The organism is Neobacillus sp. BP17, from assembly GCF_059579525.1.
In genome coordinates this window covers 2,745,152-2,767,630 of the sequence record NZ_CM184198.1, presented here as the reverse complement: position 1 = coordinate 2,767,630, position 22,479 = coordinate 2,745,152, and the positions used below count along the sequence as shown (strand labels likewise).

General features: G+C 38.2%; 17 protein-coding genes, 2 tRNA genes and 3 other RNA genes. 4 read left to right on the top strand and 18 right to left on the bottom strand.

The features are described 5' to 3' along the window. Positions 1-7: 7 nt before the first annotated feature. Positions 8-1,213 carry an ROK family transcriptional regulator gene (locus AC4QJR_RS13420; RefSeq protein ID WP_496526517.1) on the bottom strand — a complete coding sequence of 402 codons (1,206 nt, stop codon included), beginning with the start codon at positions 1,211-1,213 and terminating at the stop codon, positions 8-10. 687 nt (positions 1,214-1,900) lie between these two features. Here AC4QJR_RS13420 and AC4QJR_RS13415 point away from each other — a divergent pair. Next, positions 1,901-2,329, top strand: a complete 429-nt coding sequence (locus tag AC4QJR_RS13415; protein ID WP_496526516.1) for a hypothetical protein — start codon at positions 1,901-1,903, stop codon at positions 2,327-2,329. Between the two features lie 129 nt (positions 2,330-2,458). On the opposite strand, the gene AC4QJR_RS13410 is transcribed toward AC4QJR_RS13415, so the two are convergent. The 7 genes from AC4QJR_RS13410 to AC4QJR_RS13380 form a co-directional block, all read right to left on the bottom strand. After that, the gene (locus AC4QJR_RS13410) at positions 2,459-3,319 is read right to left on the bottom strand and encodes an EamA family transporter (protein WP_496526515.1); all 861 of its coding nucleotides are present in this window, start codon (positions 3,317-3,319) and stop codon (positions 2,459-2,461) included. 414 nt (positions 3,320-3,733) lie between these two features. Next, positions 3,734-4,495 (bottom strand): SDR family oxidoreductase, encoded by a 762-nt coding sequence (locus tag AC4QJR_RS13405; RefSeq protein ID WP_496526514.1) that lies wholly within the window; start codon positions 4,493-4,495, stop codon positions 3,734-3,736. A 551-nt stretch (positions 4,496-5,046) separates the two neighbouring features. Further along, positions 5,047-5,958, bottom strand: coding sequence for a DMT family transporter (locus AC4QJR_RS13400; protein ID WP_496526513.1), 912 nt, complete (start codon positions 5,956-5,958; stop codon positions 5,047-5,049). A 209-nt stretch (positions 5,959-6,167) separates the two neighbouring features. Next, positions 6,168-7,430: an MFS transporter gene (locus AC4QJR_RS13395; RefSeq protein WP_496526512.1), complete on the bottom strand. Its 1,263-nt coding sequence runs from the start codon at positions 7,428-7,430 to the stop codon at positions 6,168-6,170. A 65-nt stretch (positions 7,431-7,495) separates the two neighbouring features. Continuing rightward, the gene (locus AC4QJR_RS13390) at positions 7,496-9,229 is read right to left on the bottom strand and encodes a hydantoinase B/oxoprolinase family protein (RefSeq protein ID WP_496526511.1); all 1,734 of its coding nucleotides are present in this window, start codon (positions 9,227-9,229) and stop codon (positions 7,496-7,498) included. Continuing rightward, complete coding sequence (locus AC4QJR_RS13385) at positions 9,210-11,303, bottom strand: hydantoinase/oxoprolinase family protein (protein ID WP_496526510.1); 2,094 nt, start codon at positions 11,301-11,303, stop codon at positions 9,210-9,212. Before AC4QJR_RS13385 ends, AC4QJR_RS13390 begins: the two co-directional genes overlap by 20 nt. Before the next feature lie 40 nt (positions 11,304-11,343). Beyond that, positions 11,344-12,471 carry a tyramine oxidase subunit B gene (locus AC4QJR_RS13380; RefSeq protein ID WP_496526509.1) on the bottom strand — a complete coding sequence of 376 codons (1,128 nt, stop codon included), beginning with the start codon at positions 12,469-12,471 and terminating at the stop codon, positions 11,344-11,346. Positions 12,472-12,655: 184 nt separating this feature from the next. Here AC4QJR_RS13380 and AC4QJR_RS13375 point away from each other — a divergent pair, with 184 nt between their 5' ends. Next, positions 12,656-14,449 carry a sigma-54 interaction domain-containing protein gene (locus tag AC4QJR_RS13375; RefSeq protein ID WP_496526508.1) on the top strand — a complete coding sequence of 598 codons (1,794 nt, stop codon included), beginning with the start codon at positions 12,656-12,658 and terminating at the stop codon, positions 14,447-14,449. A 288-nt stretch (positions 14,450-14,737) separates the two neighbouring features. On the opposite strand, the gene ffs is transcribed toward AC4QJR_RS13375, so the two are convergent. From ffs to AC4QJR_RS13345, 6 genes are all read right to left on the bottom strand, one after another. Continuing rightward, an RNA gene (gene ffs, locus AC4QJR_RS13370) (signal recognition particle sRNA small type) lies at positions 14,738-14,823 on the bottom strand. Continuing rightward, positions 14,822-14,893: transfer RNA gene (locus AC4QJR_RS13365), tRNA-Asn, on the bottom strand. The genes ffs and AC4QJR_RS13365 overlap by 2 nt, the downstream gene beginning before the upstream one ends. Positions 14,894-14,909: 16 nt before the next feature. Beyond that, positions 14,910-15,271: a transfer-messenger RNA gene (gene ssrA, locus AC4QJR_RS13360) on the bottom strand. Between the two features lie 9 nt (positions 15,272-15,280). Continuing rightward, positions 15,281-15,371 (bottom strand) — tRNA-Ser (locus tag AC4QJR_RS13355). 112 nt (positions 15,372-15,483) lie between these two features. Continuing rightward, positions 15,484-15,609: a hypothetical protein gene (locus AC4QJR_RS13350; protein ID WP_496526507.1), complete on the bottom strand. Its 126-nt coding sequence runs from the start codon at positions 15,607-15,609 to the stop codon at positions 15,484-15,486. A 121-nt stretch (positions 15,610-15,730) separates the two neighbouring features. Further along, positions 15,731-16,609: an aldose 1-epimerase family protein gene (locus AC4QJR_RS13345; RefSeq protein ID WP_496526506.1), complete on the bottom strand. Its 879-nt coding sequence runs from the start codon at positions 16,607-16,609 to the stop codon at positions 15,731-15,733. A 272-nt stretch (positions 16,610-16,881) separates the two neighbouring features. Here AC4QJR_RS13345 and rnpB point away from each other — a divergent pair. Next, an RNA gene (gene rnpB, locus AC4QJR_RS13340) (RNase P RNA component class B) lies at positions 16,882-17,257 on the top strand. 207 nt (positions 17,258-17,464) lie between these two features. On the opposite strand, the gene AC4QJR_RS13335 is transcribed toward rnpB, so the two are convergent. From AC4QJR_RS13335 to AC4QJR_RS13325, 3 genes are all read right to left on the bottom strand, one after another. Beyond that, positions 17,465-17,602: a hypothetical protein gene (locus AC4QJR_RS13335; RefSeq protein WP_496526505.1), complete on the bottom strand. Its 138-nt coding sequence runs from the start codon at positions 17,600-17,602 to the stop codon at positions 17,465-17,467. 70 nt (positions 17,603-17,672) lie between these two features. Beyond that, positions 17,673-19,034 (bottom strand): amino acid permease, encoded by a 1,362-nt coding sequence (locus AC4QJR_RS13330; protein ID WP_496526504.1) that lies wholly within the window; start codon positions 19,032-19,034, stop codon positions 17,673-17,675. A gap of 356 nt (positions 19,035-19,390) precedes the next feature. After that, on the bottom strand, positions 19,391-21,307 hold the full coding sequence (locus AC4QJR_RS13325; protein WP_496526503.1) for a DEAD/DEAH box helicase: 1,917 nt from the start codon (positions 21,305-21,307) through the stop codon (positions 19,391-19,393). Between the two features lie 228 nt (positions 21,308-21,535). On the opposite strand from AC4QJR_RS13325, the gene AC4QJR_RS13320 reads away from it, so the two are divergent. Beyond that, positions 21,536-21,913: an ABC transporter ATP-binding protein gene (locus AC4QJR_RS13320; RefSeq protein WP_496526502.1), complete on the top strand. Its 378-nt coding sequence runs from the start codon at positions 21,536-21,538 to the stop codon at positions 21,911-21,913. An 81-nt stretch (positions 21,914-21,994) separates the two neighbouring features. On the opposite strand, the gene AC4QJR_RS13315 is transcribed toward AC4QJR_RS13320, so the two are convergent. Further along, positions 21,995-22,444 carry a hypothetical protein gene (locus AC4QJR_RS13315; RefSeq protein WP_496526501.1) on the bottom strand — a complete coding sequence of 150 codons (450 nt, stop codon included), beginning with the start codon at positions 22,442-22,444 and terminating at the stop codon, positions 21,995-21,997. Between the last annotated feature and the right edge of the window lie 35 nt (positions 22,445-22,479).

Sequence of the window (22,479 nt, the reverse complement as noted above, 5' to 3'; positions counted from 1 at the left end):
CCCGCGTCTAAATGGTAAATTGATATTTTTCTTGTAAGATGATCGCTGCGGCCCCGAGCATTTCGAACTCGGCTCCAAGGGAGGTTGGCTGAATATTGACCTCTTCTTTCAGAATCGGGATCACCTTCTTACTTACACAGCTTTTGAGCAAGTCTACAAATAAATCACTTTCCTGGACGATTTCACCGCTAAGAATGATGACTTCTGGGTTGAGGAGATGAATGGTATTAATAATACCTGAGGCAAGATGTGACACGATTTCGTCCAAAATTTGCAGACATAAAGGATCTCCCTCTTTTAATGCTTGTATAAATACTGCTGGCGTAATCCGATTCAGATCCTCTCCTACCAGATCCTTGATAATGGTTTCCTTCCCTCGGCTCATCAAGGCTGTCACAATTTTGGAGTAAATGGCAGGCCAATTCACATAATTCTCTAAGCAGCCTTCATTGCCGCATTCACATTTTTGGCCACCCTTCACAATGCTGGTATGACCAAGCTCTCCTGAACTGCCTTTATATCCTCTGATAATTTTTCCATTCAGCATGATTCCTGATCCTACGCCATCACCAATGGTGATATAAACTAAATCTTTATACTGACCGAAGGAACCGAAGTAATTTTCTGCCAAAACAAAGGCATTGGTATCATTGTCTAAATAAGTCGGCAGACCAAATCGTTGTTCCACCATTTCCTTTAAAGAAATATCATAGAGTTTTAGTTTAGTATTGTAGGAGATTATTCCCCTTCTTGCATCCACAATCCCCGGTGTGATAATAGAGATCCCCTCACAGTCCTCGAGATTTTCCATTGAATGGAGAAACTGTTGGATAATTGATAAGGTCAGGTTAATGATTTCTTCCCCTTGTTGATAATTGGTCGAATGGATTTCCTTGCGTAAAATGTTCCCTTCTAAATTCATCTCTGAAATTTTAATAAACGAATTTGAAATCGACACGCCAATGATATACTTGGTGTTAGGATCGAACCGAAGCAATACTGGCTTTCTTCCTCCATTGGAAGTACCAATCCCATCTTCCCGCACAACCCCTTCATTTATAAGTTCGTTTACTGCGGAAGTTACGGTGGTTGGACTTATGTTAATTAATTTGGCAATGTCACTTCTCGAAATCGGTCCATGTTTTCGGATCGTGTCCAAAATGATTGACCTATTCAATTCTTGCATTAGTTTTAAATCGCCTGTTCTCCGCATTCCCTACACCTCTGACTCTCTGACTTTCTTTTTCCAGTGTCTTTATAAAGTTTGTAAAAATTTTTGCAGAAATTACACTGATATTTGGTAAATTTATAGAAAATATGGTGAGGATACTTTTTCCAGTGTCTTTATTAAGTATAATAAAGGCTATCCTTTCAAATGTAAACACTTACATTTCTGAAAATATAAAATATTATAAAAATAGTAAAAAACTCCTAATCAACTATTTCCTATATTTTAGCTACTTAATGACCATTAAAAGCAAATAAGGAAAAGGAGACTCATCCGACGTTTAACAATGAAGCGTTCTTCTTTCAATTATTTTAGTAAATGATTTGGGAGTAGATAGCTCGATATCAAAATTATTTGAACCACATCCTGTTATCACAATAAAAATGAAACTAATCATTATAAAACGTAAATTTTTTCATTACTACCCACCCTTTCTATAATGTTATTTTGTTAAAATAAAAGTAGTCACCTTCCATTTAAAATTATCATCATGGCTACACATTTTTAGATCGTTTGGAAGGGCTATATTATAGCGAAGTCTAATTTTAGTTTTTTTCGTCATCAGCTCATATGCACTAGGAATAAAGTCCAAAGGAAAAAAGAAGGATTTACTTTCCACCTTCGTTTCATAAAAATAAAATGTAGAAGATTTTGAAAGGTCGTGTCGATAAGATGCTTTATATAAGGGATATTGAGAAAATAATTGAGGATACATTACAAGAGCACAACATAACAATTGATTATGAATTTAACAATACCCTGCCCGCACCAATGAGTTTTAATATATCTACGAATATGCTTAAATTTAACTACTTAAAAATTAATGGATACATAGCGAATATTAACTTCAAAATTAAAGAGTCCGATGAAGACTGTGTTAAACTGATTCTCTATCGTCAGCTTGGTTATCACTTAGCGCTTAAGAACAACAAACATGATTTACGGGTGTTAAAGTATTTTAAGGATGATGAAAAAGCAGAATTTCTTGCGAAAATCGAAAACAATGCCTGGGATTTCGGAAGAACGTTGGTACCAGAAAAATTGGTACCTTCCTATGATAAAGTCCGTGAATTAGATAAAGAGCTATTAAAAAGTTATTAAACAAGTGTAAAACATGAAAAAAGTAATGGGGGTCAGAGCTCCATTACTTTTTTTATTCATACTCTCTTCGCAAAAATAACTTCCACCCTTCATAAAGCGAAGGAGTTTGCAATCTATCATGATGGAGATTTATAAAATCAGAAAAACAGTTCCTATTGTAATGATAAGTCCACCAATAATTGTATTCTTTGTTGCCTTTTCTTTTAATATAACAAAACCCAAGATCATGGTTATTACCACACTAAACTTATCAATTGGAGCAACCACTGACGCTTTACCAATGGATAGAGCAGCGAAATAACATAACCAGGATAATCCTGTCGCTACACCTGATAAAATTAAAAAGAAATAACTTTTCTTTGAAATTTGTTTCATTTCCTTATGTTTTCCTTGAAAAAACACGATCGCCCAAGCAAATATGAAAATAACGATCGTTCTTAAAAAGGTAGCAACATTGGAATCGACATTTTCTATCCCAATTTTCGCTAAAATAGTTGTTAATGCTGCAAATATTGCACCGAAAACTGCATAAATGATGTAAGTATGTGAACCAGTAAATCGTTTCTTCTCTTCATTTTTTCCAATTAAAGCAAAAGTACCAATAGCAATAAGGGCTCCCCCTGCAATAATATTGGGGACAGCTTGCTCTCCTAAGACTAAAATAGATAATAGAATGGTTAATACCACACTTGATTTATCGATAGGAACAACCTTGGAAACGTCCCCTAATGCAAGTGCTTTAAAGAAAAACAACCATGATAAACCAGTCGAAACTCCTGATAGTAAAATAAAAGTAAGTGCTTTATTAGAAATCAGCGAGAGTGTATGAAGCTGTCCTGTAATTAAAACAACGATATAAGCCATTATTAATACAACGACGGTTCTTATCGCTGTTGCTAGGTTGGAATTTAGATTTCCCATTCCCATTTTAGCTAAAATGCTAGTTAATGAAGCAAATAAAGCTGCTAACAGTGCTAGAATTACACTCATATTCTCACCTTCTTTTCGCTCGGTTTTTTTTACGATTTTTTAAGCAAAAGCTGCATTATAAGGTTGATCATAGCAGATATAACATTCGGTTCAAATTGTTTAGAAACAAATGAGGAAAATGATACCATTATGATTATTGGTAACCCCTTTTCTTATTCATTTTGTTCTATTACTTTACACGGCCAATTAAGATCTGGCTGTTCATCAATGGAGATCAAACCTCTTTCCGCGATATAGAGATACAAAGCAATTGATATATCGATTATTTTTTTCGATATATATTATTATAATTAAAATAAATCTAACATATAGGCAATAACCAATAGTGACGGCACCGTCGTTCTTATCAATCAGATGGATTCCAAGTTTAATTAAACAATAAAGAGCTACCCATATAGATAGCTCCTTTAGTTATTATAGAATTGTGTCTTTCATAATGGTGTACATCCCTTTTACTGTCTCATCAATTTCATCTCGGGACATCCTCATCGCTTTTTCTGAGCGGGCGTAACCAATTTCTGATTTTCCTGCTTCGAGGCCTTTAAATATCGCATCGGCAAATTCATCGACAGGGGTGCCAAAGGTATGCAGGCCAACCCCGCCTAAATCGGTATTCACTGCCGGCGGCGCAACTTCGACCACCTCAATGGCCGTATCTTCAAGCTGATGCCGTAAACTCATTGTAAATGAATGAACCGCGGCTTTCGTAGCTGAATAAATCGGGGCGATCGCCATTGGGGTATAGGCTAAACCAGATGATACATTGAGGATAGCTCCATAGTCTTTTTTGGCGTAATACGGGGCAAATAGCATGCAAAAATGAAATGGCGCCTCGATGTTAGAGGCTATTTCTTGACTGTAATAGCTCCAATCTTCTATTACGTTCGTTTTAAGAACATGGTAACGCTGCTGAATGCCCGCATTGTTAACAAGCACGTTCACATCGGGGTGCTTTCTCGTTACCCAGTTGAACAAAGCAATCCGATCAGATTCTTTGGTGACATCACAAACGCGTGTGATCAGTTCAGGATATTTATCCTTTGCTTCCTGGAGCTTTGCTTCACGTCTGCCGCAAACAATGACCTTATTGCCTGCTTTTATGAATCTCTCTGCAAAAGCCAACCCTATTCCTGCTGCCCCGCCAGTAATCAGTACTGTATTTCCAAAAAGTTTCATCCTATCCCTCTTTCGTTAAACATATAGCAATTCCTCATCAGTTTTTAACTTTATTCAAACCGTCTCTCAAAATTATGTTTTTTCAACAAACGATTTTTCACTACTGCTACATTACTTTCCACTTACGCATGTGATAAATATATTTTGTCCTAAACAAAAATAAGCATGTCTCTTATTTGAGAGATACGCTTGAACAATATATCTATGGAAATGCAATTTATTTAAATATTTCGAGAAAAATCTAACTCATTGTTAGTTTTGATTTTTCTTTAAACATTCCTTTTCGGTCTTCATATTTATTTGTTTCCAGGTCTCATTACCAACTTTACGAAATTGTGCAATTTCTACGTCAGTTCCATTCGTATTGTTTCGATTTCATAAAAAACATGTTCCCCTGTTTTACATCAGATATTCCTTCGACAAAAAGTTATATGCAATGGCAAATGGAATATTCCCCTTACCCATTGAGCCACAGCCCCGTCCATTCATATTTACTGCGTCAAGCAAAAGACTAAAGCAGATGAATAAGAGGGGGCTTCTAGTAAACTTAATTAATATTGCCTTTTTACAATTGGATTGTTAGTTCCTAGTGACTTAGGTCTTGAATTAACAAAATAGATGCTTACAATAATTAACATCAGTCCAATCATAAGATTGATCGTAATGACTTCGTCTAATATTACTGAGCTGCTTACAATGGAAAAAAGAGGTATGAGGAAGGTATAAGAACCCACTTTTGTGGCCTCTCCTGAATTAATAAGAACAAAAAAAGCAAGCCATCCCACCGCTATGATAAAGATAGAAATGAAAAGCAAATTTGTAATGAAACCTGTGTTCCATATGATATTAGACCATTTTTCAACGCTGAATCCAATACCTAATAATAATATTCCACCAAACAGAAGTTGAAGTGCAACCATCCAAATCATGTCAACCCGATCACTTATTTTCTTTACTAACACTGTACCTCCCCCCCAACCAATTGCAGCGCCTAAGGCTAGCATGATACCGATGAACGATATATGACCTGAACTATTACTTAGACCTAAAACAGCAACTCCCAAAAAACCTAGGATTAACCCTACTATCCTCAATCCATGCATGCTTTCGCCCAGCCAGAGCCAGGAGAAAATTCCAAGTAGTAAAGGTTGAAGATAGACAATGGCTGAAAAGAGACCAGCAGGCATGTGACTAAGCCCGATTGACTGAAGGCCGTAAAACAAAATGACATTTAAAAAGGATGAAATAATATATAAATGCCAATTTTCTTTAAGGCGCAAGTTTTTATATTTATGAAGAGTAAAGATAACGAGTACCAAGCCACCTAGAATTGTTCTTAACCCCGCGAACAATAACGGAGGCGCAAAGTCCAAACCTAGTTTGGTCAAAGGCCAATTCAGCCCCCACATAATAATTAGATATGAAAGAATAAAAATGGTTTTTGTTTGTTTCGCTTTCTTCAAAAAAAACTCCCCTTCACAGGACTTCGACATCATTCAGATCGCTAAAATAAAAAAACATACAAATGGGAGAGCGCCAGGTTTTTTCTGACGAAAATTTCCCGCTGCTCATCCCATGCATAATAAACATCTTATGTTTTAATTCATGTATAAAACTTCAAAATGGACACAATCTAGTTTGTCATAAGGTTACTAATAGTGAATATATGAAATTATTTAGCCAAGGTAGAATTGTCTAATTCTGCTGAATCGATAAAGTTGTTTTTGCCCTCATCTTCATCAATAATGACCTTGCCTTTTGTTTCAGGAAGTAGCCAAACCGCGGTGATTGCGATGAAAAACGACACTATGCCCACACTAATAATGGCATTTCCCAAACCTAGTTCGCTAGACATGACTCCAATAAATGCTGGGCTAAAAGCAGCAATCCCTCTACCTACATTGTAAGCAAATCCCTGGCCGGTTGCTCGAACGAAGGTTGGGAATTGTTCTGAGAGAAACGAACCAAGTCCAGCCGCTTGGCCCGATGCAAAATATCCAAGGAAAAATCCGATGACATACGATATGGAAGTCCCTTCAATTGGTACAAAAATAAAGAGTGCTAGCGTTATGATCGCTCCTACATAAAAAATGGAAAATGTTTTACGACGACCCAATTTATCATGCAAATACCCTGCCGTTACATAACCAATAAATGAACCGGCAATAACGACCCACAAATACAAAGCTGTTCCTATTACCGGCAACCCGCGCACTTGTTTTAGGAATAATGGCAAAAAAGTAAAAATGGAATAGTAAATACCCTGTGCACCAATCCCTAATATGGTTGTTAATAGCGTTTTACGAAGCTGCTCACCTTGAAAAATAGCAATCAATGGCGCTTTGGCATTTGGATCTCTTTTAATCTCTACTCGGTCTTTTACCGAACGTCGAATATAAAATATTGCTAGTGCAGGTAAAATACCTGTTAAGAATAAATATCTCCACGCTTCCTCGGCAGCGAAATTAGTGAATACGAGCCAATACACCAAGGTTGAAAGTGCCCAGCCAATAGCGTAGGTTCCTTGGAGGAATCCCATCACGCGTCCTCTCTTTTCTGCCGATGCATATTCCGCAAGCAATGCTGCACCAACAGGCCACTCTGCTCCAAATGATAGGCCTTCTACAATCCTCCAAAATGCAAGCTGACTAAAATTTTGTGAGGTAGCTGTCATTGCAGTAGCAACGGAAAATGCTAAGATGATGTACATGAGAACACGGGCACGTCCATATCGGTCAGCCAATATCCCGCCAATAATCCCGCCGATCGCTGATGCCACGAGACTGTATGTTGCAATCCAGCCTCCATCCTCGACAGAAATATTAAGAGCCACGATAATTGTTGGTAGCGCCATTGAGAACATCGTAAAGGTAAATCCATCTAATCCCCAGCCTAGCCCAGATGCAATAAAAGCCTTACGTCCTTGATTATTCAAATAATTCACTCCCTTTCAAAATATTATCTTATTAATCTGAATGGATTCGTCATGAAAACGCCTAATTAAATTGCTTTACGTAAACGTTTTGTTTCCTTCTGATCAATTGTGAAGCTTTCTTGATTAATGACAACTCCATACTCCCTTTTTGCTTGAGTGAAACTTATATTCCCTAATACGACATCCTTTAACACTTCTTCAGGGTCTCTCTCTAAAGGTGATCCATATCCACCCCCGCCCGCCGTAGATAGTACGATGGAACTTCCTTTCGGAACCGTCATTGTTACTTTAGAATCTAGCTGTATCTGTTCACCCTCAGGAGTAACGAGTGTGCATGATGAAGTTTGACCCCCCTCGCCGCCAAATAATCCCCATGGCGCATTCTTTTGGCGGTCCGTCATTAACGTCACAGTATGTTCATGGCCCAAGAGAACCAACTCACGCATTAATCCTAAGCCCCCACGATGTTTGCCAGCACCCCCGCTTCCATCAACTAACCCATATTTATTTACAAAAAACGGAAAGGTTTGTTCGATCACCTCTACGGGAGTATTTAGGGTATTTGTCATATTTGTATGAACCCCGTCCATACCGTCCATATCATCCAAGCCGCCTTGTCCACCGCCATATGTTTCAACGTACGAAAAGTATCGGTTTGTCCCCTCATCAAAGCCCCCGATGGCAAAACCATTCATCGTTCCAGAGCATGCGGCCATAGATTCATGCGGCAAAACTTGAGCAAGAGCCCCAAAAATAGCATCCGTAATGCGCTGTGATGTATTACAATTGGCATTGGAAACAGCCGCCGGAAAATTGGGGTTTACGATGCTTCCTTTTGGCGCTACCACTTTGATACTTCTATATGTTCCTGCATTTGGCGGTACTTCAGGATCTAAAAGCGCCTTTAAGGCATAATAAACGCAAGCATTTGTTACACCATGAGTGGAGTTAACTGGTCCCCTAGCTTGGCTGGATGAACCATTAAAATCAACCTCAATTTCTTCATCTTTTATCGTGACCTTTACCTGAATCACAATAGGGTCTTCTGTAATTCCATCCCCCTCCAATACATCCTTGAATTCATATACACCATTTGGCACATTCCGGATGCCGGCTATCATCCTGCGGTCCGAATAGTTCATGATTTCTTCCATACAAGCAAAAACATGTTCGACGGAGTAGCGCTCGATTAAGTCGATTAATCTTGTTTCAGCCACTTTATTTGCAGCAAGCTGGGCATATATATCGCCTAGTACTTCCTTTCCAGTCCGTACATTTTTCTCAAGCAATCGAAGCATTTCTTCATCCAATACACCTTCTCTACGAATACGTACAGCCGGAAGACGTAATCCCTCTTGGAAGATTTCAGTTGCTTTTACCGACATACTCCCCGGTGTCAAGCCCCCTACATCCACGTGGTGGGCAATATTGGCCGCAAGCGCGACCAACTCATCCTTGTAAAAAATCGGACAAATCATGAAAATATCCGGGAGATGCGAACCGCTAATATAGGGATCGTTAATCAAAATGGCATCTCCTTGCTTTAATTGTGTTGGAGGATAGATTTTCAATACTTCTTGAACAACAGAAGGCATTAAACCTAAGTGAAGCGGAACATGCTCTGCTTGTGCAACAAGCTTTCCTTCTTTCGTATAAATAGCTGTAGAGCAATCCATACGATCTTTAATATTGGTAGAAAGTGCAGTTCTAATGAGGGTTACCCCCATTTCCTCTGCAATCGTATGAAACGCATTTTTCATTACTTCGAGCATGATTCCGTCAATTACTGGTGTATACATATTCCATTTCCTCCTTTACATTCTTGCCGGAAAGATAGATGATTAGATTTCCAGATTGATCTGTAATCGCCTTTTGATCTGGATAAATAATGATAGTAGAGTCTAACTGTTCAATAATAGCAGGACCATTTATAGTTACATCACTGTTTAAATCGTTACGCTGATAAACCGGGGCACTGACATAGGCATCATTAAAATAAACAAGACGCACACTAATTGGCTCTACACTTTTCCTATTCACTTCTTCATTTGAACCATCTTTTTTCAATTCAGTGATTTTCCCAATCCCGATTAATCGGATATTAACGACTTCAAGTTCTTCCTCATGCCGGTTAAATCCGTAAATCCGTTCATGTGTTTCATGGAATGTACGAACCGCTTCGTGCAATGTAGTGTGATTAACATGAGCTCCATTAAGTGGTATGTTGATCTCATAAGCCTGACGCACATAACGAAGATCCAGACTTGCCTTTAATTCGATTGTGTCCGAATCGAAGCCTTCCTTTTTAAGGTCTTCAAGGGCTTCCACAATGAGGGTTTTTAACGCATGATTGATATCATCCAATTCTACTAACGATAGCTTCGATGAGTAGGTCCTGACATAGTCATGTCTTACATCCGCCATCAACATTCCCATTGCGCATGTAATACCTGGGTTTGGAGGAATAATAACCTCTTTACAGCCAAGTTCATTGGCGATATCAACTGCATGTAAAGGACCAGCACCGCCGAAAGCCATTAAAGAAAATTCACGAGGATCATATCCTTTTTCAATGGATATGACTCTAATTCCGCGAACCATATTGGCATTCACGACTTTTAAAATACCTTCTGCTGCCTTTTCCACCGTCATTCCCAGCGGATCGGCAATTTTCTCTTTTATCACTCTTCTGGCGGATTCCACATCAATTTTCATCCTGCCTCCTAAAATGGAATCAGGATTTAACCTTCCAAGAATAACGTTTGCATCACTGACAGTAGGCTCTTCCCCGCCCCTGCCGTAACAAACTGGTCCAGGAGTAGCACCTGCGCTATGAGGTCCTACTCTTAAAGCGCCGCCTGAATCAATCCATGCGATGCTTCCCCCTCCAGAACCAATCGTGTGCATTTCAACCATAGGAACCTTAATCGGCCTACCTTCAATCTCACTAATGGTTGTAAATTGAGGATTTTCATTTTCAATGAGGGCAGTATCTAAGCTTGTTCCTCCCATATCGATCGTAATAATATTTTTAAATGAAGTGTTTTTTGCTAGGATACTTCCGGCTAATACTCCTCCAGCAGGTCCAGATAGCATCGTGCGAATAGGCATATTGATAGCCGTCTCAGCACTAATAATTCCTCCATTTGATTGCATCACATATAGATTACTAGATATGTTCATTCTTTCTAGATTTGTATTTAAATGTCCTAGATAATACTTCATTTTCGGAAGTACGTAAGCATTGGCTACAACTGTACTTGTACGTTCATATTCCTTAATTTCAGGCAATACTTCACAAGACAAAGTGATGGAAAGACCTGGCACTGCCTCAGAAAGAATTTGCTTGACCTCTTTCTCATGGATCGGATTGATATAAGAATTAATAAAACAAATGGCTAGCGATTGAATCTCATTTTCCTTTAGAGATTCAACGATGTTTAATAACTCCTGTCTATCAATCTTACGAATGATGTTTCCGTCAGCGTCAATACGCTCATCTAATTCCAGCCTAAAATTTCTGGGCACTAAAGGCTCCGCTTTACGTGCTCGGAAATCATATAATTTTGGCCGGGTTTGTCTGCCAATCTGTAAAACATCTTTAAAACCCTTCGTAGTTAAAAGTGCAGTCCTTGCCCCTTTTTGCTCAAGTAATGCATTCGTAGCAACAGTTGAACCATGTATGAAGAAAGAAATTTCTTCATAGTCAATGCCCGTCTCCTCAACAATTTGTCTCAATCCATTTAATACTGCTAAAGATGGATTATGAGGTGTTGACGGCACTTTCGTAATATAGGATTTCCCGGTTCTCTCTTCCACTAAGGCAACATCTGTAAATGTTCCTCCTGTATCCACACCAATTCGGTAATTCATACGATTTTCCCCTTTCAAGATTAATGATGAAGTGTAAAAATTATGCCCAATGAGCTTCTTCCCATAATAATAATTTATTACCTATTCCCCTATTTAACGCATTTTGATAGATTTCGTATCCCCAGGCTATATCGTAAACAGGCTGCCCGCCAGTAACGAAAATAATAGGGTTGCTATCAGTTTCTTCCCTCACCTGCTTTTTCCCAGTTATAACATCGCCTAAGTCTATAATAGATTCTGTTTTTACCTCTCCACTTTCAACCAGCGTTAGAAGTTGTGAAGTAGGTGCCCAATCTTTAATACTATCAAATCCAAGTGGATGCTCTTTTGCGTCATTTAACCAGCACTCGTGCATTTTCCAGTTATCTGCAACAATCTTATAATTCATATAGCATTCGTCATCTAAATCAGCCGGGCCAGTCAACTCAATAATGCACCCTGGTTTTAACCATTCTTGTTCAAGCCTTGCCTTGACCGCGCCGCTTGTAGCAACACTAATAATATCCGAGTTATTGACCGCCTCTTGCAGGGATCTAGCAGCCACCACGTTAATTCCTGTTTCCTTGGTCATTTCTGCAGCAAAAGCGATTCCTTTTTCGTAAATGATGTCATACACACGGATTTGTTTTAAATCAGGTCTCGCGACTGCAATCGCTTTCAAACAAGCTCGGCTGATAACACCCGCACCTAATACAGTGGCTATCTCTGCATTTTTCCTGGCTAAATATTTTGCAGCTACTCCCGGAACAGCTCCTGTACGCATTGCACTGATTAAATTTCCAGACATATACGCAAGAGGCTGACCTGTATCGGTATCATTGAGCGTGACCATTAATATCGATCTTGGTAGTCCTCTATCACGATTTGCAATATTTGACCCATACCATTTATCTCCACAAACATTAAAGCGTCCGCCAAGATATGTAATCATCGACATAAATCGCCTATCTGGTCCTGCTATAGGCATATTAGGGAATCTTTCTTCCTTAGGAAACCAAATCATTTGTCCATGCTCATTTTCATTTGGTCCCCCCATAAGATAGTCTCCTTCTGATAGAAGTCTAAAAACTTCTTCAATTGTTTCTACGCAATGATGGGTATCGAGTACGCCAGCTTCAATCATATCCGGCTCTGATAAGTAAAGAAAATTTACTTGCTGTTTCTGCATAATCCAATATCCTCCTTCATTTTCCTAATCAATTATTTATAATGCAATTACTGTGCCAAAGGTAAAAATTGCATTTTTACCAATTTTCTGATATTTTTTTATTATTAAAATGAGAAAATTTCTCAAATTGAGAATCATTATTTCTAAAAATGAGAAAAAGTGAAACAAGAAAAGAGGTCCCTTCATGCTAAATATGATCCATGATGTAGCACAAAATATTGCTGAAGCAATTAAAACAGCGTTCCAAATGGATGTCGAAATTGTAGATGAAAATATTATCCGAGTTGCAGCTACTGGGGAAGCAAAGGAAAAAATAGGAGAAATAATGACCTTTGGCAGTGTAAGCAAAAATGTCCTGATGACAAACAAACATATAATTATTGAAAGCAAGATGCAAAATCCTGTTTGTCAGGTTTGCCCTGGTTTTGGAAAATGTACCTATTCAGGTGGGGTGGTTGTTCCCATTCGATATGATCATTCTGTCATAGGCACGGTAAACGTAGTGGCCTATACTGAAGAGAGATTAGATTCTATTAAAAGGAATTTGAATGGGATTATTGATTTCTTATATAGAATGTCTGATTTGATGACATCGAAGATTAGAGAAAAAATACTATTTGAAGAACAAAATCGGATGAACGGCGCTTTATTAACTTTGATTAATTCATTACCAAAAGGCATTCTTTCTATTGACGAGGATGGATTTATCAACCAAGTAAATAATGTGGCCGAAAAAATGATTCAAAAAAAATCATCTTTGATTGAAAAAATACATATTTTAGAGTTATTTAAGGATTTTCCCCTTAAGAAGGTTCTAGGAGGAAATAAGATGATTCAAACCGATTTGTCCTATTCCAATGGTACCAATAATGTGACCTTTATTGGTGACATAGAGCCTATTAATGTGGAAAACATCATCAAAGGGGCCGTCATTTCATTATCCGATTATAAAGAGGTACAACGAAGCGCCTTGGATTTTATTAACTCAAGCCGCTCCATTTCCATTGAAGATATCATTGGAAGGTCACCTCAAATGATAGAAATTAAGTCTCTTGTTTCTCATGTTGCTGCGAATGATTCTACTGTTTTAATTACAGGAGAAAGTGGAACCGGAAAAGAATTGTTTGCAAGGGCCATCCATCAATTGAGCACAAGAAGTAATCGTCCATTCATTTCGATAAATTGTGGGGCCATCCCGGAGGCATTAATTGAAAGTGAACTTTTCGGTTACGAAAAAGGAGCATTTACCGGGGCAGATGCAAAGGGGAAACCTGGAAAATTTGAATTAGCGGATCAAGGAACTATTTTTCTAGATGAAATTGGCACAATGCCGCTTTACCTACAAGTAAAGCTTTTGCGTGTTTTACAAACCAGGGAAATAGATAAGATTGGAGGAAAGCATCCAATACCAGTAAACATTCGTGTTATTGCAGCCACAAACGAGAATTTAGAAAAATTAGTAGACCAAAATAAATTTCGAGAAGACTTATATTACCGATTAAATGTAATACCCATTAAAATCCCTCCTCTTCGTGACAGAAATGATGACCTTGATTATTTGAGCAGCTATTTTATTAGAAGGTATAACAAATTATTAAATAGAAATATTCAATCCATCTCGAAAGAAGTAGCTGCCATGATGAAAAGTTACAAATGGCCAGGGAATGTTCGTGAGTTTGAAAATTGCTTAGAATACGCCATAAATATCGCAACCATTTATGATACCGAATTAACACTGGATCATTTGCCATATTACTTACATCAATTACCCCCTTCTTCAAATCATACGGACAAAAGTGAAGAAATCCTGAAAGTTCCCATCTTGGAGATGAACAAAGAAGAATTCGAATACAAAAAAATCGAAAAATTATTGACTGAATACGGAAAAACGACAAAAGCAAAAAGACAAATTGCCAGCAATCTAGGTATAAGTTTAGCAACGCTTTATCGTAAATTGAAGCAGCATCAATTAGATTGATGCTGGGAAAGACTGGGTACAATATGGGCTAAAAAATTGTAACTAGTAATCCGTCCCTAGTAGAAAAGATAAACTAGTCATTGTAATACTGCTTGCTTATGTATTGAACAGCTTAAATAATTGAGATTTCTAAAACATTTCATTTGCAGGATAATGGAACAAAAAAAAATCCTTGAACATTAAAAAGCCATGAAGGGAAATTCCTTATCTACCTCTTTATAAAATTAATCCAAATTTGTAAAAGAAATAACCCCTAAACTGGGTTTAGGGGTTTTGAGCCTTCAGTTTTATGTACTAGCCCACACAATTTCACTAGTTATGGCTGCTGCGTTCCCGCCCTGACCAGTTTCCTAGTGCCTTTGTTGGACTAAACTCCGCAGGTAGGACTCGAACCTACGACCGATCGGTTAATTGCCGAAAGGACTGCCACTTACCTACTGCGGTAAAAATGATTGTTTTTTAGTGGAAATGACGGGAGTTGAACCCGTGTGCAAAGATCTTGGCACTTATACTTCTACGAGTGTAGTCAGTAGAATTGATTTCACTTACTTCGTTAGCCTACTGACAGGCATGGAAGCAGCTAGTCTGGTTCGTCTCTTCCTTCATCCTCAGACGGTGGAATCCGGCGTAGTCCACTTAGAATGAGTCCCTTACCCTACCACATGGACGATGGAGGGAGGAACCGCGATCGACTGTTATTAGGCAGCGAAAGCGAAGTTGTTGTTTTGTTTGCCAGTTATAGGCTTTATCGTTTTTACGAGGCCGAATCCCTCGACTCGCCATATAAGCTCAAACAATCCCTGTCGATACCAAGACATCCCCATAATATAATGGCAGAGAAGAAGGGATTTGAACCCTCGCGCCGGTTACCCGACCTACACCCTTAGCAGGGGCGCCTCTTCAGCCGCTTGAGTACTTCTCTGTAATAAAAGCTTCGCGTAAGTCCGTTAAGAACTTACAAGAACAATATATCATCGATTCCATTTGGAAGATAGCTGTAAATTTTGGTAGTTCAAAAGTCCTGGATTTTTCGATTACAAAAACCCATTTAACATCTTTCGGTAGGTAACAGCTGCTGGCGGGACAGGTGGTGGAGGAATGAATGGAACTACTATGGATTGATACCAAGGATGGTAGTGATGCAAAATAATGTAGTACATTAATATCCTCCTTTCACTTATAGTCAAAGTAGTCTATGTGCGTTCACCTAAATAGGATTGGATGGAAGCCTAACTTTATCATTTAATACTTAGCAACCAATAGACAATCTCCTATCGACTGTTATTTAAACTTCATTTTATATTCAGCCAGGAATGTTGCTCCTGCTTCAAGCTTATTCACACCCATCTTTTCCTTCATGTTCCCAGAAGTATGATACGTATCAGCAATTCCGTACCATGGCTCTATGCAAACAAATGGCGCGATCGTACCAGTAGTATCCATATATTTCGACCAAATTCCAACAAACGGGAATTTTTCGAACCATACTTCGATTCCATGACCTGATTTTTTAGACTCCAATGTAATTTGATCAATATTGCTGTAGACGAGAGCATCATGGGCAAATAAGGAGGGCGTGAGCTGCATCGTTGAAATATCACTTGCATTTCCTCTCTCGTGGATCAGAGAATCCTTTAGCTCGTATTCCATTACCTTGTTATTTGCTGCAGGAGTAAAATATAAACGGTAATCCTCAATGGTTTCATTTTCTACAAGTGGAATTTTAAATGCAGGATGAGCACCAATGGAAAAATACATTTCTTCCTTGTTTTCATTCACGATTTCCCACTGAACCATGAGGGAGTCCTCTTTGAGTACATAACGAATGATTGCTTTAAATTCGTAAGGATAAACTTGTTTGAAGCGTCCAGCAGACTCAAACACAAATGAAACGCTTGTATCTGTCTGCTCTTCTACATCAAATTCAACGTCACGCAAAAAACCATGCTGTGACATCTTATAGGTATGACCATCCAGTTGATACTGATCCCCTTTTAACCGTCCTACAATCGGAAATAAGACCGGAGAGACTCGTCCCCAGTAAGCGTTATCCCCTGTCCACATATAGTCTAGCCCGTTTTTCTTATGCTTCACTTCTCGTACTTCTGCTCCATTTCTTACTATACTTACCTTTAACCAATCATTTTCAATGACAAGCATTATATTTCCCTCAACTCTCTTGTTTAAGATGAATCAATGTGTAAGTTACATTAATATCAAGGATAATTCTTAAAAAAATTGCCTTGTACAATTTTATTTGACGACTTTGTTGCTGTGGAAAGTAATAAATTAAATATTTAATTGACCTTTGGAGAAATGAACCTAAAAATACCAATCATAATTGGAAACATTGGAATAAAACTACTAATGATTTATCATCGTATCCTTGATATAGTATGTGTTGTCGCATCTGAACGAATTCATAAACATGAAATGGTGAGTAGTCGCGGTTCCTTTACAGGAGCTGAGGAAAGTCCAGGCTCGCACAGTGCTGAGATGCCTGTAGTGTTCGTGCCACCTGCAAAGGTGGGCAGCCGAATCGGCTGACGGCGGTGAAATCATGCTACGTCCGTTTGGATATGCTGAGAATAACCTGAAAGTGCCACAGTGACGAGCTTTTCTGGAAACGGAAAAGATGGAACGGGTAAACCCCACGAGCGAGCAACCCAAATTATGGTAGGGGCATCATCCTGCGGGAAATGAACCTAACGGATGAATCGGCCATTGGCCGGTAGATAGATGACTACACTTCTAGTACGAGGCTTGCTGCCGATTGAAGTACGGAAGGACAAAACCTGGCTTACAGCCATTTCATAAGCAATGTATCGTTCAAAGCTATAAATGATTGCGGGTTGGACGAGCAATACGGCTGGGCTAATTAATCAATCGTCCAAGTTTAATCTCCCCGCACAACATACATAAATTTTCGTACATCCCTTCGTTCTATGACTAATCTTCTTTTTGATAATAACTACCAAAAACCTACTTACGCAGATTGTAAGTAGGTTTTGTTTTTCATTCACTGTTTTGTGTGGTATTAAAAAAATCATCAGCCTGATCTTTTTGGTTACCTTTTACCTTATTATGGTTTTTACCCATTTTTCCATCGGACTCATAACTTAATTTCTCCGATCCTTTTTTATTCTTTTCCATAACTTCACCCTTTCAAATCTAGTTTGCCCCACTCTGGTTTATCCAACAGATTCTTTTTCAAAAGAATAGGTCAGTCGAATTTTTTAATCATTTTATATCCGAAATAAAGAATCGTAAACCATATTGGTGCTACAACTAAAGCAATTCGCATTTCCTCAATAAAAGCCATTAAGACAATGACAAGTGCTAAAAACGTCAGTGCTAAATAGGATGAAATGGGATATAAGGGAAGTTTAAATGCTAATTTTTCAATTTCTTTTTTTGTTTTGGATTGCCTAAACTTTAATTGTGTAATCAGGATAACCGCCCAGCTGGTAATAACCGCTACTGTGGCAACAGCAGATATGTACATAAACACTTTTTCGGGAACAATGTAGTTCAGTAGTACGGCCAATAATAACAGTGAAGACGTGAACAGTATGCCACGGACCGGGCTGCCATTCTTATTAAGTTTTCCAAAATATTTCGGACCGTTATTTTGCAGGGATAAATTGTGCAGCATTCTACCGGAACTAAATAACCCACTATTAAAAGCAGATAATGCGGCTGTTAAGACCACAAAGTTAATAATATGGGCGGCTCTAGGAATTCCAACTTTATCAAAAATCAATACAAATGGACTGCCCTTCATGCCTACTTCATTCCAAGGATAGAGAGTCATCATAATTCCCAATGCACCCACATAAAAAATTAATATCCGCCAGACAACACTGTTAATGGCAGACGGGATTGATTTTTGAGGATTTTTTGCCTCTCCTGCGGTAATTCCAACCAATTCCACTCCACCAAATGAAAACGTCACAAAAACCAAGGACAATAAAATTCCTTTGACTCCATTTGGCATGAATCCCCCATGAGTCCAAAGATGGGCCAAACCAACGGGCTGACCTCCGTTGCCAATTCCCAAAAAGATGATTCCTACTCCAACGAGAATCATTCCGATAATGGCTACAACTTTAATCAGTGCAAACCAGAATTCAAACTCACCAAATGCCTTTACATTCGCAAGGTTTACCAAGGTAATCACGATAAGCACAGCGAGTGCTGTGAGCCATTGTGGAATATCTGGAAACCAGTAATTCACATAAACACCAACCACGGTTATTTCCGCCATTCCAGCGACAAGCCACATAAACCAATAGGTCCAGCCGCTAAGGTACCCTGCAAACGGCCCTATATATCGATTGGCGTAGGAACTAAAGGAACCCGAAACGGGTAGATCGACTGCCATTTCACCTAGAGCTCTCATAATGATAAAAATAACCAAGCCTCCGATTAAATAAGAGACCATGATGGCTGGTCCAGCCATTTGAATGGCTGCACTTGAGCCATAGAACAGTCCGACTCCAATGGCACCTCCAAGTGCAATTAACTGGATATGCCTATTATCTAAACCCCGTTGCAAATTCTCACTTTGATGATTATTACCCAACCTAAATTCCTCCAATGATAACTATTTGTTCGTATAAAAGATTAAGAAAAAGTACATTTATAAAATGTACATTAAAAACGAAGATAATGCTAGAAAAATTCTGAAAAGATGAATAAATTATCTACTAACACCTTCATTTCTTATATAAATAAAAAAAGAGAAGATTTTGAAAGGTCGTGGCAATAAGATGCTTTATATAAGGGATAGGTACGTTATTAAATAAGCTAAACACTTACCTATTATTTATGGTAAAATAAAGTTCCTTGGCAGGGGCAATTAAAAAAGCGAGTTGGGATTCTATGACCAACTCGCTTTTTATCTTTTCTTTTTAAAGGATCATTAAGGTTCTACTTAACTTAGATACCTAATTTAATCTCCACTAAATCGCTTTTCCTCTGGTTTCTCTCTTGCAAAATCCGATCAAGATAGTGTGTAAATTCTGATTCACCCGAATACGACAAGCAAAGATATTCCTTGGCCCTTGTCATTCCAATATAGAATAAAGAAACCTCTCGTTCCTTATCCTCTTCTAAAGGAAATGGCATGGAATCCACATTAACAATAAACACGGCTTGAAAGTCGAGTCCCTTACTGCTATCAATGGTACTAATTTTAACTTTGCCATCTTCTTTTTGAAACGATCTCTTTGACACGTCATTCTCGGTAATCCAGTAGTTAGGGAGTTCTAATTCACCTAGTGAACGCTTAATGAGATCAACTATCGGATATTTATGGGTCCGCTTCACTCGATACAGGATTAACATTTCATCGAGAGGTACTTTCCTCTCTTCATGTAGTCTTTTGATTTGCCTTGCAACCATTCGTATTTCATCAAAGAAATTGGCTGCGCGAATAATTCCAGGCTCGGGTCCTTTCCGTTTCGTACTCTGAGGCGCAATAATTTCACCTTCCAGATTACGATTAACGACTTTATTTTTAAACATCGAATGCTCGCGATAGAAATCCCATGCAAACTTAACGATTTGAGAGGTATTTCGGTAGTTAATCGACAACACCTTTGACCGGCCTTGAAAGGATAAACCGGTATCCTGCAAGTATGAACGTTTCCGCCGATAAATCGTCTGTGCACGATCTTCTACCAATAAGAGTGACTGGGTATCTGTATTGATTAGCAAGCTGACTAAACGGAGCCAATCCGCGTCAAAATCCTGTCCTTCATCAATCAGGATCGCATCATAGGATGGAAGGATGGTTTCTTTTTTCTCGATTTTATCGATGATTACTGAGAGATTTTGCTCTCTTATCTTTAGATCATTCTTAAGCCAAGCATGAAAGTTCCGTACGATTATGTTTTGATTTTGTACAGCCTTCATATTTGGGTCAAAATCAAATAGATCCTCAGGTTCATTGAGCATATGATTAATCATTTGCTGGATCGCATTGGAAAGTGAGATATTATAACAGAGGATGAGAATCTTCCAATCGGGATTTTGCTTTGACAACATTTTTGCTCGACTGGCCAAGATTATCGTTTTCCCACTTCCTGCCACGCCACGAATTAAGCGATTTTTATCACCAATCTGCTTCGCTAAGTTCTCTTGATGAAGATCCATGGTCTTAATATCATGAAGTGACAGTAATAGCTGATCTTGATAAGGAACAGGCGCTTTAAATTCTGCACTAATCCGCACCTCTGGAAATAAATGATAGCGAATGGCATTAATGTCTCCAATGGACAGTGGTTCTTTTAAACGATATGGAATCACAAACATATTCATAATTTTCTCCATCAAGATTTCTTCCGAAAACCCCTCTTTTTCAGGATCGATTTCATCTCTTGTTAGGGAAAGGTTTGGTTCAATAACCGTGTAAAGTCCATCATTAATAAAGTCCTTCGTATACAATCTCGTAAAAACAACCCCGTATCCATAAGGGAACTTCAATTTCAATTTATGTTTTCCATCTGTTTCTATTAGATTTTTATCCCTTTTAAGAACATCAGCAATCTTAAACATGTAGTCTCTTGCTTGATTCATGGGGTTTGGGATAATAGTTTGATCACCATTGGCTGCCACGATATGCCATTCATCATGGTTAATTTGCAAGAGAGTATTTCTGGTATAATCCTTCACTTCCAAAACAACCATTCCAAGGTCCGGGCCGATAATCACAAAATCCGGTTTCCTCCCTTGAATTTCCGGTTCAAAATAAACAATATAATCATCAGGAAGATAGTTTTTTAAAGTTCGGAATAATAACCGCTCACCTGCTGTAGCAGTAGACCTAATGGTTTCAGGAATCGTAATTGCCATAATAACCGCTCCAAAATTTGCATTTTTCTCCATTATACTACAATTAGGAATATTTTCCTAAACAATTACAAGATTTCCCCTATTATTACGACAACTATCCACAAAAACTAGCAACAATATACTCCAAAAGTATTGTTTTTTCTATTGTTTACTTTAATAATAGACTTGAAGGAATAATTTACCTACAAATAAAATTATAGGAAACAAAATGAAAGTGAAGTGTCTATAATGTTGAAAGGTTTCTTAGATAAATTACTTAATACGAATCAAAAACCTATCCAAAAAGAGAATAAATCTATAAGCCATGAGGAAGTGGAGGCATTAGTTGAGGCTAGATTACGAGAGCATGCAGCTACCATTGAGCAATCGGTCAATGAAAAAGTCAACTCTGCTGTTCGAACACCAGACCAAGAAGATTATTCATTAACACCGAAACAAGTGGAATTTGCTCTCTCCTTGATTGCAAAAACAAGAGATTTCGAACTTGCAAAGGACCCTGACACGTTAACTGTGAAAGATTTAAATAGATTAATTGCATTTAATAAGTTCAAAAATAAAGGAATACTTGTTAATCTTGTTAAAAAAGGTGTCTTAAGAAAGAAATAGATTAATTGAAGAAAAATAAAGGAGAACAAGTTTGATGGTTATTGAAAGTGCTCTCCTTTATTTTTTCCCTAGAGTGCAGTATTAAAATGGTAAATCATCATCATCTATTCTAATTGAAATTCTACATTTTGAGGAATTAAGTATAATAGGAATTTCAGCAACTTCATTCATTTCTTCTCTAGTTAAACCATACTGTACTCCGTTTTCGGTATATCCAGCGACAAAATAAAACATATCGTCGCCAAAATCCTCATCCTGTTCTTTTACTTGCTTCCTTTTTTCCTTTTGCTTTTGTCTCTCCTCGAGAGAATTTTTAACCTGGTCTTTATAAGACTGTTTAAATTTGTGCCCCAGCATTTCAAGCTCCGTTATCGCACATAACAGATCTACTCCAAACCAATTGCTATATCCTTTTGCAAGATATTTTCCATTATATTGGTCCATCCATTTTTTCGCATTCTGAAGGCGGTCTCTTCGACTATAACGCTTCCTTCTAGGTGTAAGGTTTGCATTATCCTTCTTTTTTGCCACACTACTGCCTCTTTTCAATTGTTAACATAATATTA